We start from the raw sequence: 15362 nt of genomic DNA on the forward strand, positions 1-15362 counted from the left end.
TTATGATTCCATGCTGGCCTGTGTGAGGAGGAGAGAGGAGACATGCGGATGTTTAACAATGATTGGGACCTTATTCTGCAGGGAGAAATGGATAAGCCTTATTTTCAAGCGTTGATGGAACGGGTGGACGAGGAATACCGGCGCTGCACGGTGTATCCCCCCAAGGAAGATATATTTCGGGCTCTTCAGCAAACATCGTACCAATCGGCGAAAGTCGTTATTTTGGGACAAGACCCTTATCACGGTCGAAGACAGGCGCAGGGGCTGAGCTTTTCTGTCTCGCCCGGGGTTGCGATTCCTCCATCTTTACGAAATATACATAAGGAGCTTGCTTCGGATCTGGGAATCTCGATTCCCAATCACGGTTCCTTGCAATCGTGGGCGGATCAAGGGGTGCTGCTGCTTAACGCCGTACTTACGGTTCGCGAAGGCGAGCCGAACTCACACAAAGGGATCGGGTGGGAGAAATTCACCGATACGGTCATTACGAAACTGAATGAACGCGATCAGCCGATGGTTTTTATATTATGGGGAAGTTACGCACAGAAGAAAGGCTCCTTCATAGACCGAAGCCGGCATAAGGTGCTTGAGTCCAGTCATCCGAGTCCGTTTGCAGCGCATAAAGGATTCTTCGGTAGTCGTCCATTTTCAGCATCTAATGCTTTTTTAATGCAAAAGGGTATGGATCCGGTGAATTGGGACATTCCGAACACGCCGGGCGATGGAGATGAATAATCCGCGAGAGGTGACCTTCATGAAACATTGGATTGGTCGTCATGTTGTCATTCAGCGTTTAGACGGGGCAAAAAGCACGGTTGAAGGTGTGTTGAAAGGATGGGACCCCGTTCAGGAAAAAGTGATTCTTGGGCCGGGTGAGCTTGTTATACCGTTTCGTGCCATTCATAGAATTATGCCGAGAAACGCATACCCGGCCTTGAACTCCATCGGTTATGTCGTGAACCATACCATTCAATTCGATAATGCCGTCTATTTCGGATCTTCCGTCATGATATGGAGGGGCAACCGACTGGTGTCATCACAGGCCATCCTGACTTCTCACGATGAGGATACCGTTACCCTGTCAAATGGCATGATATTGCGCAAGGACGAGCATTATTTTGTGGTTCGATCCTTGCGCGGCAATGCGTGATTCTTTAAATAAAGGATGTCCCCAGCAGCCATCGTGAAGTTGGCGGGGACGTCCTTTTTTGTGCAAATGGAAATGTATGTCTCCAGTAAGCCGAGTTCTTTATGCGTCTTCTACTTTTTCGGCAAGGAACAGTTCGTAAATCCGTACCACGATAATTTTGATGATCATGTAAGCCGGAATGGCGAGCAGGATGCCCAGCAGCCCGAAGAAATCGCCGCCTACAAGGATGAGGGCAATCGTGGTCAACGGGTGAATATCAAGCTGTTTCCCGTAGATGACCGGTGTCAGAATATTATCTTGGATCTGCTGTGCGATGACAATAACGACAACGGACCATATCGCAATGGAAGGAGATTCGATAAATCCGATAATGACGGCGGGAATGGTCGCCAGCAGCGCTCCGATATACGGGATGAAATTCAAGAAGAAGGAAATGACCGTCAAGAGCAAAGAATAGGGAAGCCCGATGATCAGAAATCCGATATAAATCATCATGCTAAGTATAAGATTCAGGATCACTTTGCCGATAATAAAATTGCTGAGTGCCGTATCGATCTCACCTAGCACCTCCTGGCCATCGCGGCGGTATCGTCTTGGCAGGACACTAAGCAGCCTGGGCGGAAGCTTGCCGCCTTCCTTCAGCATGTAGTACAGAATGATCGGAATCGTAGCAATAATAACGACAACGCTCGATACAACGGTAATCAGGTTGTTGATGGAGTTGCTGATCCAGGTAATGATCCGATTCATATACTCCGTCAGTGAGGTGGACAGCTCGGATTCCGTTGGTATATAGCGTGACCAGAATCGATTCTGCTGCAGCTGGTCAATCTGTTCCTGCACGCCCTCTACCAAAAAGGGGGTATTGCTGATAAAATTTTCGATTTGTTCGCGCAGTGTCGGCCACACCACAATGCCGAAGATGGCGCAGAGACCGGCAAACACGAAATACAGCATCAGGACGCCAATGGATCGTTTGATTTTCCGCCGCTCCAGGTAGTCTACGATCGGCCTGAGCAGATAATAGAAGAAGCCGGCCATCGCGACGGGAACGATCAGCATATTGAACATGGAGACGATTGGCCGGAACAAAAAGCTGATTTCGGAACCGAGATAAATGATCAAGAGCAGTGCGATTATGCCAAAGCATGTCCTGAAATATTTGCTCTGCATCATGGGCAAATCCCTCCATACAACGATTAGTAAATACATAGGTACTATGTAACATTTGTATTTAACCAATTTGGAGGGATTTGAAATCACCAGTTTATGTTATCAGTTTCGTATGGTGACCCGGGTATGGATGGGCACGAGGGAAGCCAGCTCCGTCACATCCTCGTTGTACATCCGAATACATCCAAGGGAAACGGAGCGTCCGATGGATGAAGGGTCGTTCGTTCCATGGATGCCGTAATGGGGTTTGGACAACCCTAACCAATAGGCTCCGAACGGTCCCCCGGGATTTGGCTGCTTGTTGATGATGGTGTAATTGCCTGGCGGCGTCTGTGTAGCCATTTTGCCGATGGCAACCGGGAACGTACGTACCACGATGTTGCCATCCAGCAGGTGCAGCTGATAATCGGATAAATCGACAATAATGCGGTATTGGGGCATTGTAAACCCTCTCCTTCCTGATTCATGCTATGAACCAGGGGGAATACCGGCCCCTAAATTGATCTAAAATAGGCAAATTACACCTTCATAACTTGGTAGAAATTTCATCCAATGGTGACGGTCTGCCGATGTTATATTTAATATGTTACGCAGTAACAACGTTTGCATCAGGAAGGGGAAACCGATGTCTCCTGCTAGGTTTTATCAAAAATATATCAAAAATAATATGTTTACCAAGATGCTGCTGTTAATCTCCCTGATTGCGGTGGTTACCATTGTCACCTTATCTTTTCTTATGTATTATTTCTTGTTTCAATCGGCCGTTCGCAGTGAACTGGACATTCAGCGAAGCGCGGTTGAGCGGGTGGAACGGCATGTGAATCAAAAATATGTGAATGCGCAGTCCTATGTGAATGAGCTGTATCGCAACACCTCTCTAGGCATTGACACTTCCTATTTTCTCATGAACTCGTTTAATGAGTACATGGCGAAGCGAATGAACCGGATTGCGGGCGGAGGGCAGTCCAATTCAGATAGCGTGGTCGCTTACTTTAAGCAGAGGCTGGACGATGATCCGGATATTGAGAATATTATGCTGTACAGTGCCGAGAAGCAGTATGTGTATGTTTACAAGCAGGGCAGCATGACAAGGCTCTATCAGGCGAATGCGACGCATTCTTACATCCCCGACGTGATGGCCCTCGAAAGCCAGAGTGTCACATTGCCGAATCTATGGGTGCGTAAGCTGGCCGGAGACGTGACATTACCGTTATTCTCGATCCGGAGCCCGATTAATGATATGACCACCTACAAGAATCTGGGGCAGCTGGTTATTTTATATCGAACGGAAGCACTGGATGCCGTCCTGAACAGTGGCGAAGATCCATTGAAGGGATCCGTAATGGTTTTATCCGGCGACGGCCGCGTGATGTTTGATTCCTCAGGCAAATATTACGGCGAGAAATACCCGTATGCCGACCGGCTGCTGAATTCCAAGGAAACCGTGAACCTCGATGAAGAATCGTATATTACAACGGCAGCGCACAATCAGGCAGGTTATACGGTGGTTGGCATTACGCCTAAACGTGAGATCGCTGAATCTTTCCATGGCGTGCAGAGCACCATCATGATTGCTGCCCTGCTGTGCATCGTGATTGCTGTGTCCATTCCTTCGCTGATGATCGTGAATTACTCCAAGCGGACAGATAACATTATCCGTTTTATGCGTAAGGTTGAGAAGGGAGAGTTCGTGGCGCGGATGCAGGATACCAAGGATGATCAGCTGGGGCAAATTGCGGGCAGCTTTAATGAAATGCTGGACGAGCTTTCCCGGTATATCGACAAGGTGTACAAGGCGGAAATTAACCAGAAGAACGCGGAGCTGTCTGCATTGCAAGCCAGAATTAATCCGCATTTTCTTTATAATACGCTCGAAGTGATTCGAATGAGAGCTCTCTCGCAAGGGGCGCAGGATGTTGGCGATATGATCTACAGCTTATCGATGCTGTTCAAGAATATCGTTCAGCACAAGTCCCACTATACGCTGAAGGATGAGCTGGAGGCGTGCAGGCTCTATCTGGAACTGTTTCGCATTCGCTATAAGGACAAGTATATTTACAAAATGCACTGTGAGGAACAAATCAAGCATGTGCCGATGATGAAAATGTCACTGCAGCCACTGATTGAGAATTACATCGTTCATGGGCTGCGCAGCGACCAGGATGATAACTGGCTGACGATAAACGCGGCGCAGCAGGATGGGGATGTCGTGATCGAGATTAAGGATAACGGGAAAGGGATCGAGCCGGAGCAGCTAGAGGAGATCAAATCCCGGCTGGAGATGGCCGAGTCGAGTGAAGAATCGTTTGGTCTGCGGAGTGTGAATGAGCGGTTAAAGCTGACGTTTGGAAGTTCGTACGGAATGGACATCCAGAGTGAGCCGGGTAACGGTACGACGGTGACAGTCAAATTTCCGGTGGCAGAAGGGAAGCTGAATAACGATGTATAAAGTGTTTATCGTGGACGATGAGCCGTTCATTATAGAGGGATTATATGACGTCGTGGATTGGTCGAAGTATGGCATCGAGGTGGTCGGTCATGCGGAGAATGGGCGCAAGGCGCTGGAGAAGATGGCGGTCATTCCTGTTGATATTCTCATTACGGATATATCGATGCCTGTCATGACGGGACTTGAATTGATTGAAGGCGCACGTAAATTGAACCGTAATCTGAAGGTGATCATCCTGAGCGGTTTCGACGATTTTGCCTATTTGAAGGAAGGCATGCGTCTGGGGATCGAGAATTATTTGCTCAAGCCAATCAATCTGAAGGAACTGGAAGAAACGATTGCCAGCACAACGGATAAAATGAACAAATCCAGAAGGGAAATGAGACTGGACGAGTACGACATCAACATTTTGCGGAGCAATATTCTGTATCGCTGGATCACGGACCGGATTGAGCCGGAGGAGCTGGAGGAGCGGGCGACCCTTCTGGGGCTGAATCTGAATTTGCCTTACGTCATGGCGTCTATTCTGAGAGCCGATTTCACGCCGCTGGAGAGCTGTCTGTATCAATTAATGGATCAGGAGCCGGGTGTTCTGTATTTCCGGGACAACGACGGCGATCACGTGGTGATTTTTATGATGAAAGACCCGGACACGGAAAAAGCGAGAGCCATCCGGCTCCTGCAGCAGGTGCGCGAGTACTGCTATGAAGAAGAGTTGTCCATCTCGCTTGGCAGCGTGGAAAGCCTCGGCGGTAATTATAAGGACAGTTATCTTCACGCCAAGGAGGCACAGGAATACTATCTCGTTCTGGAGCAGCCCTCCTACGTGGATTATGTTGATGTTCAGGCCAAGAAGGGAGAAGCGGCGGAATCCTATTCCGTACAGTGGCCCGAATATGCCAAAGGCATCGCCGGAAGGGATAAACAGGTGCTGTTTGATTTGATTGACAGTGATTTTGATCGGCTTCGTCATACGCAGGGGATGATCCCAACGACACTCAAGAGCATCGCGGTCGAGATGGTCATTCGCCTGAAGCTGGAGCTGAACGATATCCAATACACGGCAGCCCCTGATTTTGTGAAAAATACGATTACCGATATTATGGATTCCGTATCGATCGACGATCTGATTACGGCCGTGAAGGAAGGAGTTGGCGGGCTGGTCGATTCGCTCAACAATGACGTGAAGAGTCCTGTCATCCAGCAGATTCTGCATCATATCCAGCACCATTATAACGAGGATTTGTCACTGAAGGTGTTAGGCGCCCAATATCATATTCATCCCGTCTACCTGGGGCATCTGTTCCATAAAGAGACAGGAGAGAACTTTACGGAGTATATTAACCGATACCGGATTGAACGTGCCAAGGAGCTGCTCCGAAACACTTCGACGAAAGTGCAGGATATTGCAAAAAATGTAGGTTATTGGGAAACCGGTTATTTCTATAAACAGTTCAAAAAATTCGTCGGCGTATCGCCGAGGGATTTTCGAGGAATGCTCTGATTAATTTAATCAGAGTTTTTTTCTTTATTTTCACCATAATACCTTTAATTTTTCGCCTATGTGAAACTGCTTTCATGGGATAACCTTATAAGTGTAGAGACACAAAGGATTCAAAAGGGAGGATAAACATGAGTAAATCGAAAAAGAAATGGCTCCTGCCGCTAACGCTGCTATTGTCTGCATCCATGCTGTTGTCGGCATGCGGAGGCAACAAAGAAGAGAGTGCAGGAAACGGTGGGGGAACTGCCGAGAAACCGGTTGAGCTGATCTGGTACACCATCGGAACACCTCAAAAGGATGTCGACAAGGTTGAAGAAGAAATCAATAAATACACTGCTGAGAAGATTGGTGTAACCGTTGACATGAAAATGATCGACTTCGGTGATTACAACCAGAAGATGCAAGTTATGGCAGCTTCCGGCGAACCGATGGATATCCTGTTCACCAGCTCATGGGCGTTTGACTATGTGCAAAATGCACGTAAAGGCGCATTCATGGAATTGGACGAGCTGATTGAAAGCCATGGAAAAGGCATTAAAGACGCGATTGACCCTGCGTTCCTGGAAGGTTCCAAGGTTGACGGTCACAACTATGCAATTCCGGCAAACAAAGAGCTTCCTGCTCAAGAAGCATGGCGCTTTAACAAAACGCTGCTTGATAAATACAACCTCGATATTTCGAACGTGAAATCGATGGAAAGTTTGGAGCCACTGCTTAAAACGATTAAGGAAAAAGAACCGAATGTCGTTCCTTTGGCTATCAGCAAAGACTTCGGTCCGTTGCTTCCATTTGACTACATCATCGAAAAAATGCCAATGGCCGTTTACCTGGATGACAAGGAAGAGCTGAAAGTTGTGAACTTCCTCGAAATGCCGGAAACGATGGACATGCTTAAATTGATGAACAAGTACTACAAAGCGGGATACATTTCCCCAGAAGCAGCGACAACAACTTCGACGCAAGATTTGATGACATCCGGCAACTGGTTCACGGACCGTGCGGCAACGCAGCCGTTCGCAGACAATCTGTGGAGCCAAAGCTACGGCTATCCGGTCGTTTCCACTCCGGCTGGCGACGCAACGATCTTCAACTGGTCGGTAATGGGTTCGATGCAAGCGATTTCTGCTAACTCGAAATACCCTGAGAAAGCCATGGAGTTCTTGAATCTCCTGAACACTGACGTATATCTTCGTAACCTGGTTGACTCCGGTATCGAAGGCGTGCACTACAAAAAGCTTAGCGAGAACGTAATGGAAAACTTGCCTGAATCGAAAAACTACGACATGCCTACCTTCGCGCTTGGTAATGTCATGCTGACTTACTTGAACCCTGAGGACCCTGAGAACAAATGGGAAGAGTTCAAGAAGTTTAACGAGTCCGGCCAGCCTGCTCCGCTTCTCGGTTTCAACTTCGATCCAACCAAAGTATCCACAGAGCTCGCAGCAGTCAACAACGTAAAAGAAGAGTTCTGGGCGCCGCTGATGACAGGTACCGTGAATCCTGAGGAGTTCCTGCCAAAAGCGAATGAAAAGCTGAAAGCTGCTGGTCTGGACAAGATCATCGCTGAAGCACAAAGCCAAATTGATGCTTGGAAAGCAAGCAAGTAATAACAATGCATGAAGCGGCCTGCCTGTCCTAAGGGACAGCAGTACCGCTGCAGCATGAACAAGGACGGGGCGGCGGATGTTCACCCGCCCTTCTTTTGTTCATTTCATGCACATCACGAGGAGGGGTAAGCGTGAGAGCGATCGGACAGTTTTTCAAAAATATTATGACGAATAAGGCCATGCTGTTCATGGTTTTGCCGGGGACCCTATGGTTTCTCTTATTCTCATATTTGCCCATGTTCGGGACCATTATTGCATTCAAGGAATACCGCTTTAGCCGTGACGGGTTCTGGGCAAGTATCGTTAATAGTGAATGGGTAGGATTCCAGAACTTTAAGTTCCTGTTCAGTACCAACGATGCTTACATCATTACGCGCAACACCGTTCTATATAATTTCGTGTTCATCATTTTAGGTCTCATTCTATCCGTAGCACTGGCTATCGTATTGTCTGAAATCGTGAACAAGAAATTGGCGAAAGTCTATCAAACCGGTATGTTCCTGCCGTATTTCCTGTCCTGGGTTATCGTAGGTTACTTCGCATTCAGTTTCCTGAGCATGGATAAAGGGATGCTGAATCAGATTCTGGGCTGGTTTGGCATGGAGCCGGTTCAATGGTACTCCGAGGCCAAGTATTGGCCAATATTCCTGACGTTAATCAGTTTGTGGAAATCCGTTGGTTATAACAGCGTCGTTTATTTGGCGGCGATTATGGGGATCGATAAATCCTTGTACGAAGCGGCCATGATTGACGGAGCGAACAAATGGCAGCAGATTAAAGCCATTACGCTTCCGATGCTCAAACCGCTGATGACTATTTTGACTCTTCTTGCGATCGGTAAAATCTTCTACGCTGACTTTGGTCTCTTCTATCAAGTGCCAAGGGATTCGGGAACCTTGTATTCCGTAACGAACGTCATTGATACCTATGTATATCGTGGTCTGAAGACAACGGGCGAGATCGGAATGAGTACCGCTGCGGGTCTGTACCAGTCGGTAGTCGGATTTATTCTGGTCATGGTATCGAACTATATCGTTCGTAAATATGACAAGGATAATGCATTGTTCTAATCGATCAATCTACCAAGAAGGGGGTATGTGATGTGTTCAAATCTAAAAGCAAGATGAAAGATTTTCATCAGCTTTCATCCGGGTGGAATGTCGTATTCAACCTGATTGCCGGTATTTTCTCGTTCTTATGTGTATTTCCGTTCCTGTTCGTCATGATCATTTCATTTACAGATGAAGGCTCACTGGCCCGCAACGGTTACCAAATCTGGCCGGAGAAATGGAGTCTTGAAGCTTACAAATATGTATTCCAGACAGGCGATACGCTACTTCGTTCTTATGGTGTTACGATCTTTGTAACGGTAGTGGGAACGTTGATCAGTTTGTTTATCATCTCGTTATATGCCTATGCAATCTCTCGAAAGGGTTTCAGATATCGGAATTTCTTCGCGTTCTTTGCATTTTTCACGATGCTGTTTAACGGGGGTCTGGTACCGACTTATATCGTTGCCACGCAATTGCTTGGTCTGAAAGATTCCATCTGGGCATTGATCCTGCCATTGGCGCTCAACGCCTTCTATATTATGATTCTTCGAACGTTCTACAGCACCAGCGTTCCGGATGCCATCATTGAATCCGGTAAAATCGACGGTGCAAGCGAGTTTAAAATTTTCTACAAGCTGGTATTGCCGCTATCCCTGCCGGGTCTGGCAACCATCGGGTTATTCAGCACCCTGGGATATTGGAACGACTGGTTCAACGCATTGCTCTACATTGATGATCCGAACCTGGTTCCGCTGCAATCCATGCTCATGCGGATTGAGACCAGCATGCAGTTCATCCTGCAGAACTCTCAGAATTCATCCCTTAGCATGGCCGCTCTGCAGAGCATGCCGCAGGATACGTCGCGGATGGCGATGGTCGTTCTGGCAACGGGGCCGATTATTCTGGCTTATCCGTTCTTCCAGCGCTATTTCATTCAAGGTCTGACCATCGGCGCGGTTAAAGAATAAATTCTTCATGTACCGGAGGGTATGAGATGACTTATAAAGATTCCAGTAAACCCATTACGGAAAGAGTTGAACATCTTCTTGGCCTGATGAACCTGAAGGAAAAGGTTGGGCAGCTAACCCAGCCGTTCGGCTGGAAGACCTATGAAGTAAATGAAGGTCGGGTTTCATTAACGGATTCATTTAAAGAGCAAGTGAAAAATGGCGGCGTCGGATCCCTTTACGGGACCCTTCGCGCCGATCCATGGACCGGTGTAACACTTGAGACCGGTCTTTCTCCGCGTGAAGGAGCAGAAGCCGTTAACTATATCCAGCGCTACGCCATTGAGGAATCGCGTCTGGGCATCCCGATCCTGATCGGGGAGGAATGCTCGCATGGGCATATGGCTATCGGCGGGACGGTCTTTCCGGTGCCGCTGTCCATCGGGAGCACATGGAACGTGGATTTGTACCGGGATATGTGCCGTGCCGTGGCGCTCGAAACGCGCAGCCAAGGCGGTGCCGTCACTTATTCCCCAGTTCTAGACGTCGTGCGCGACCCAAGATGGGGCCGTACCGAGGAATGCTTTGGCGAAGATCCATACCTGATCAGCGAATATGCGGTTGCATCGGTAGAGGGCCTTCAAGGTGATTCATTGGACAGCCCGAGCAGTGTTGCGGCGACGTTGAAGCATTTTGTAGGTTATGGCAGTTCCGAGGGCGGGAGAAATGCGGGGCCCGTGCATATGGGAACACGTGAATTGATGGAAGTGGACATGCTGCCGTTCAAGAAAGCCGTGGAGGCAGGAGCTGCATCCATTATGCCGGCTTATAACGAGATTGACGGCGTGCCGTGCACCGTTAATACGGAGCTGCTTGACGGGATTCTTCGCAAGGAGTGGGGCTTTGACGGCATGGTAATCACCGACTGCGGCGCCATTGATATGCTGGCCAGCGGCCATGATACCGCTGAAGACGGGATGGACGCCGCTGTTCAGGCACTTCGTGCCGGTATCGATATGGAGATGTCGGGCGAGATGTTCGGTAAGCATCTTGTGAAGGCTGTCGAGTCTAACAAGCTGGAAGTCTCCGTATTGGACGAGGCCGTACGCCGTGTATTGACGTTAAAATTCAAGCTTGGATTGTTCGAGAATCCTTACGTGGATCCCCAGGTAGCCGAGGAGGTTATCGGCAGCCAGCATCACGTCGAACTTGCCAGACAGCTTGCGGCGGAAGGCATCGTTCTGCTCAAAAATGAAAACAAGGCCCTGCCGTTATCCAAAGAAAGCGGCGTGATTGCCGTCATTGGACCTAACGCCGATCAGGGCTACAATCAGCTTGGGGATTATACGTCTCCTCAGCCGCCTGCAAGCGTGACCACCGTACTGGATGGAGTCCGCGCAAAACTGGGTGATGAAGCGAATCGTGTATTGTATGCACCGGGCTGTCGCATTAAGGACGAATCCAGGGAAGGTTTTGAATTCGCGTTAACTTGCGCGAATCAGGCCGATACCGTGGTCATGGTACTTGGCGGTTCCAGCGCACGCGACTTTGGCGAAGGCACGATCGATCTGCGGACAGGGGCATCGAAGGTCACGGATGACGCTTTAAGCGACATGGATTGCGGCGAGGGCATCGACCGGATGACGCTGCAGTTATCCGGCGTTCAATTGGAATTGGCCCAGGAGATTCATAAGCTTGGCAAACGGATGATCGTTGTGTATATCAACGGCCGGCCGATTGCGGAGCCGTGGATCGACGAGCATTCCGATGCCATTCTGGAAGCATGGTATCCGGGTCAGGAGGGCGGACATGCGGTAGCGGACATTTTGTTCGGCGATGTGAATCCGTCCGGCAAGCTGACGATGTCGATACCGAAGCATGTCGGACAGCTTCCGGTTTACTATAACGGCAAGCGGTCGCGCGGTAAGCGTTACCTCGAAGAGGATTCTCAGCCGCGTTATCCGTTTGGATACGGGCTTAGCTATACCGAGTTCCGTTATTCGGATATTCAAGTTACGCCAGAAGTGATCGGAACAGGCGAATCCGCCGTTGTCTCTGTGAATGTTACAAATAGTGGAGACCGGGAAGGGTCCGAGGTTGTACAATTGTATGTGAGCGATGTGGCCAGCAAATATACAAGACCGGCCCGTGAGCTGAAGGGCTTCCGCAAGATCTCTCTGCAGCCTGGAGAGCAGTGCAAGGTGGAATTTACCGTCGGACCGGAACAGCTTCAATATATCGGTCAAGATTACAAGCAGGTGGTTGAGCCTGGCTTGTTCCGTGTGATGGTAGGCAAACATGTGAACGATACGCTGAGTGCAGATTTGACTGTACAGGAGGGTTAATGAATGGAACGCATTCGACGCTTTATACGCGAACTGTCGGAGCGGCAGTGGCTCGAGTCGACGGAGCTTAGAGAGTGGGACATTACCCGAACCACTTACATGGTTCCGGGCGTGTATGAGGATACGGCTCCTTATACAGAGGGGCATGACTTCAACAGGTTTCCGAGCACGCAGGGAACAACCTATTTCTTTCGGAGGAACCTTGAATTGCCCACCCACTGGGTGGATGGAGCGATCGGACTTGTATTCCACTCCGGGGGCGAGGGATTATTGCGCATAAACGGAGTATCTTATCAGGGCTTGGACCGCAATCATACTTTCGTCAAGCTTGATCCGAAACGCACCGGCTTGAACATGGAGCTTGAGATCGAGTTGTACGATCCGATTCCGGAGCCGGTAGACCCGCTGAATCAGCAGGCTGTCATCCAGCCTCCGATTACTAGGGTGCAAAGCTTGCTAGTCAACGTGAACGTACCCGTTCAGAGCCTGATGTACACCGCGACCGTGATCCGCGATTCGCTTATCCTGTTGCCGGATAGCGATATGCGGCGAATTCGCTTAATGGAGGCGCTGTATCAGGCGATGGACCGCTTTGTCAGCCTGGAGGATGCCGCCATTCGGGATGGCGCTCAGGTAACCGGGATTGAGCATGATCTGAAACAGGCGGTTACTGCCATTGGCGGCCACGCTGAAGGCACCGAGCATATGGTAGGCCAATCGCATATCGATATCGCCTGGCTGTGGCCCGTCAGGGAAACCGTGCGAAAAACAAGCCGGACCTTCTCCACCATGGATGCGCTAATGAATGAATATCCCGAATTTAAGTACGCGCAGAGCCAGCCTTTGCTGTACCAATTCCTGAAGGATCACGATCCTGAGCTGTACGAGAGAGTGAAGGCCAGAATCAAGGAAGGACGATGGGAGCTGGTCGGCGGGATGTGGGTCGAACCGGACCTGAACATTCCGAGCGGGGAGTCCCTCATGCGTCAAATGCTGTACGGGCAGCGCTTCTATCAAGAAGAGTTTGGTCTGACATCTCATATTGAGTGGCTGCCGGATACATTCGGTTATTGTGCATCGCTGCCTCAGATCCTGAAGCATGGCGGCATTCGTTATTTCATGACAACAAAACTTGGCTGGAACGATACGAATGTGTTCCCTTACGACCTGTTCCATTGGGTCGGGATCGATGGAACCCCGATGTTATCCTATCTCAATCACGGCGTGAATGAGAACACGCTGCCCAAAGATGTTCATGAGCACTGGCAGTCATACCGCCAAAGAGCCGTTCATCCGGAGCAGATGCTGCTGTATGGACATGGTGACGGCGGAGGCGGCGTAACCCGCGAAATGTTGGAATATATCGACCGCGCCGGGCTTATGGTGGGGCAACCGGCCAGCAAGTACAGTACGGCTGCCGAGTTTTTCAGCGGGATCGAGGAAACACAGCCGAAGCTGCCGAAATGGCGCGGGGATTTGTATCTTGAGCTTCATCGCGGCACCTATACAACGCATGCGCGGAACAAGCGTCATAACCGGAAGGCGGAAATTCTGTACCGCGAGGCGGAGCTCTGGAATTCGGTGGCATTTTCGTCGATGGACAACGAGCAGAAGCAGGCAATTACGAGCGAGCTGCATGACGGCTGGAAGTTGATTTTGCTGAATCAATTTCATGATATTATTCCGGGGTCTGCCATTACGGAGTCTTACGTCACCTCCGAGAAGGAATACGAAGAGGTATTCGAAAAAGGAAATCACAGCCTCCGTCTTGGACTTCAGGTATTGGCGGATCAGGCCGATACAGAAGGGGAAGGCATTCCGTATGTCATCTTCAACGGACTTGGATGGAGCAGAGATGCGGTCATTTCGATTGAAGGAGAGCAGGGCCTTGCGCCGTATGATTCGGATGGAGCGCTGCTGCAATACGATGTCCAAACCGATGAGAACGGTAAAACCTCTCACCGCTTGAATGTTCATGTTCAAGGCATCCCGGCTTTGGGATACAAGACCATTTGGTTGAAGCCGCCAGCAGGAAACCAGGTGGTGGCGGAGAAATCTACTACAGTGTTCGCAGATTCATGGGAAACGGATCATTATAAGGTCAGCTTTAATGAGCGCGGCGAAATCACGAGCCTGTGGGATAAAGAGGCTCAACGGGAAGTGGTCAAGCCGGGCGAAGCCGCGAACCGCTTCCACTTCTTCCATGACCGTCCGACGCTGTGGGACGCATGGGATATCGATACCCGTTACGAGGAGCAATTAGCCGGAGAGGCGGAGCTGATCGAGAAGAAGCTGGTGCATGCGGGTGAGGTACAGGATGTGCTGCGTTTCCGCTGGCGCATCCATAACTCGGAGATCATGCAGGACATGATTTTTTATCATCATGACCGGCGGATCGACTTCAAGACGTTTGTCAGTTGGAATGAATCACATAAACTGCTGAAAGTCGGCTTCCCGATCGGGGTCGTTGCCGATAAGGCTACTTATGAGATTCCGTTCGGAACCATCGAGAGACCGACCCATCGCAATACAAGCTGGGAGCAGGCGCAATATGAAGTCTGCGGCCACCGTTTTGCGGATGTGTCGGAGCATGGATACGGCGTCAGCCTCATCAACGACTGCAAGTACGGGTATGACATTCAGGATAGCACCATCCGGTTGTCCCTGCTGCGCGCGCCGAAGTGGCCCGATGTCACGGCAGACTTGGGTGAGCATGAGTTCACATATTCCCTATACCCGCATGAAGGAGACTGGAGAAGCGCTGGAATCGTCCGCAAAGCTGCCGAGCTCAATCATGAGCTTCCATACGTAAGAACAAGCTCGAACAAGGGGCCTCGGGCTGCTGTTCATTCGTTTATTCCATTCGAGAGCGATCATGTGATCCTGGATACTGTTAAACCAGCAGAAGACGGTTCAGGGTATATTCTTCGGATGTATGAATCCGCGGGAGGCCGAGACGAAGCAGTGCTCAGCTGGCCTTATCCTTATGAAAGCGTCCATGTATCCAACGCCCTGGAAGAAGAACTCGAACTACTGGATACTGCGGAAGGAAGGTTAGCCCTTCAATTCTTGCCGTATGAGATCAAAACCATCAAATTGACTACACATCATACTTAATCAAAGGAGCCAGAACAA

The 15362-nt window shown here is 49.6% G+C and carries 11 protein-coding genes; 9 read left to right on the forward strand and 2 right to left on the reverse strand.

The features are described 5' to 3' along the window. Window positions 1-48 precede the first annotated feature (48 nt). Window positions 49-735 carry a uracil-DNA glycosylase gene (locus BJP58_RS29655; RefSeq protein WP_194541698.1) on the forward strand — a complete coding sequence of 229 codons (687 nt, stop codon included), beginning with the start codon at window positions 49-51 and terminating at the stop codon, window positions 733-735. After that, complete coding sequence (locus tag BJP58_RS29660) at window positions 728-1150, forward strand: hypothetical protein (protein WP_233354801.1); 423 nt, start codon at window positions 728-730, stop codon at window positions 1148-1150. The genes BJP58_RS29655 and BJP58_RS29660 overlap by 8 nt, the downstream gene beginning before the upstream one ends. 99 nt (window positions 1151-1249) lie before the next feature. Here the strand turns inward: BJP58_RS29660 and BJP58_RS29665 are convergent, their stop codons facing one another. Both BJP58_RS29665 and BJP58_RS29670 read right to left on the reverse strand, forming a co-directional pair. After that, window positions 1250-2326 carry an AI-2E family transporter gene (locus BJP58_RS29665; RefSeq protein ID WP_194541699.1) on the reverse strand — a complete coding sequence of 359 codons (1077 nt, stop codon included), beginning with the start codon at window positions 2324-2326 and terminating at the stop codon, window positions 1250-1252. Window positions 2327-2425: 99 nt separating this feature from the next. Then, window positions 2426-2764: a L,D-transpeptidase gene (locus BJP58_RS29670; protein ID WP_194541700.1), complete on the reverse strand. Its 339-nt coding sequence runs from the start codon at window positions 2762-2764 to the stop codon at window positions 2426-2428. A gap of 184 nt (window positions 2765-2948) precedes the next feature. On the opposite strand from BJP58_RS29670, the gene BJP58_RS29675 reads away from it, so the two are divergent. From BJP58_RS29675 to BJP58_RS29705, 7 genes are all read left to right on the forward strand, one after another. Next, window positions 2949-4772, forward strand: a complete 1824-nt coding sequence (locus tag BJP58_RS29675; protein WP_194541701.1) for a sensor histidine kinase — start codon at window positions 2949-2951, stop codon at window positions 4770-4772. Continuing rightward, entirely contained in the window at window positions 4765-6276 is a 1512-nt protein-coding gene (locus BJP58_RS29680; protein WP_194541702.1) for a response regulator transcription factor, read from the forward strand. The genes BJP58_RS29675 and BJP58_RS29680 overlap by 8 nt, the downstream gene beginning before the upstream one ends. Window positions 6277-6404: 128 nt before the next feature. Then, on the forward strand, window positions 6405-7883 hold the full coding sequence (locus BJP58_RS29685) for an ABC transporter substrate-binding protein (RefSeq protein ID WP_071223031.1): 1479 nt from the start codon (window positions 6405-6407) through the stop codon (window positions 7881-7883). A 140-nt stretch (window positions 7884-8023) separates the two neighbouring features. Continuing rightward, the gene (locus tag BJP58_RS29690) at window positions 8024-8953 is read left to right on the forward strand and encodes an ABC transporter permease (RefSeq protein ID WP_175320733.1); all 930 of its coding nucleotides are present in this window, start codon (window positions 8024-8026) and stop codon (window positions 8951-8953) included. A gap of 53 nt (window positions 8954-9006) precedes the next feature. Then, window positions 9007-9903 (forward strand): carbohydrate ABC transporter permease, encoded by an 897-nt coding sequence (locus BJP58_RS29695; RefSeq protein WP_071223071.1) that lies wholly within the window; start codon window positions 9007-9009, stop codon window positions 9901-9903. A 26-nt stretch (window positions 9904-9929) separates the two neighbouring features. Next, window positions 9930-12227 (forward strand): glycoside hydrolase family 3 N-terminal domain-containing protein, encoded by a 2298-nt coding sequence (locus BJP58_RS29700; RefSeq protein WP_194541703.1) that lies wholly within the window; start codon window positions 9930-9932, stop codon window positions 12225-12227. Window positions 12228-12230: 3 nt separating this feature from the next. Then, window positions 12231-15344 (forward strand): alpha-mannosidase, encoded by a 3114-nt coding sequence (locus BJP58_RS29705; protein WP_194541704.1) that lies wholly within the window; start codon window positions 12231-12233, stop codon window positions 15342-15344. Window positions 15345-15362: the final 18 nt, after the last annotated feature.

Source organism: Paenibacillus sp. JZ16 (genome assembly GCF_015326965.1).
Classification (GTDB): Bacteria; Bacillota; Bacilli; order Paenibacillales; family Paenibacillaceae; genus Paenibacillus_AQ.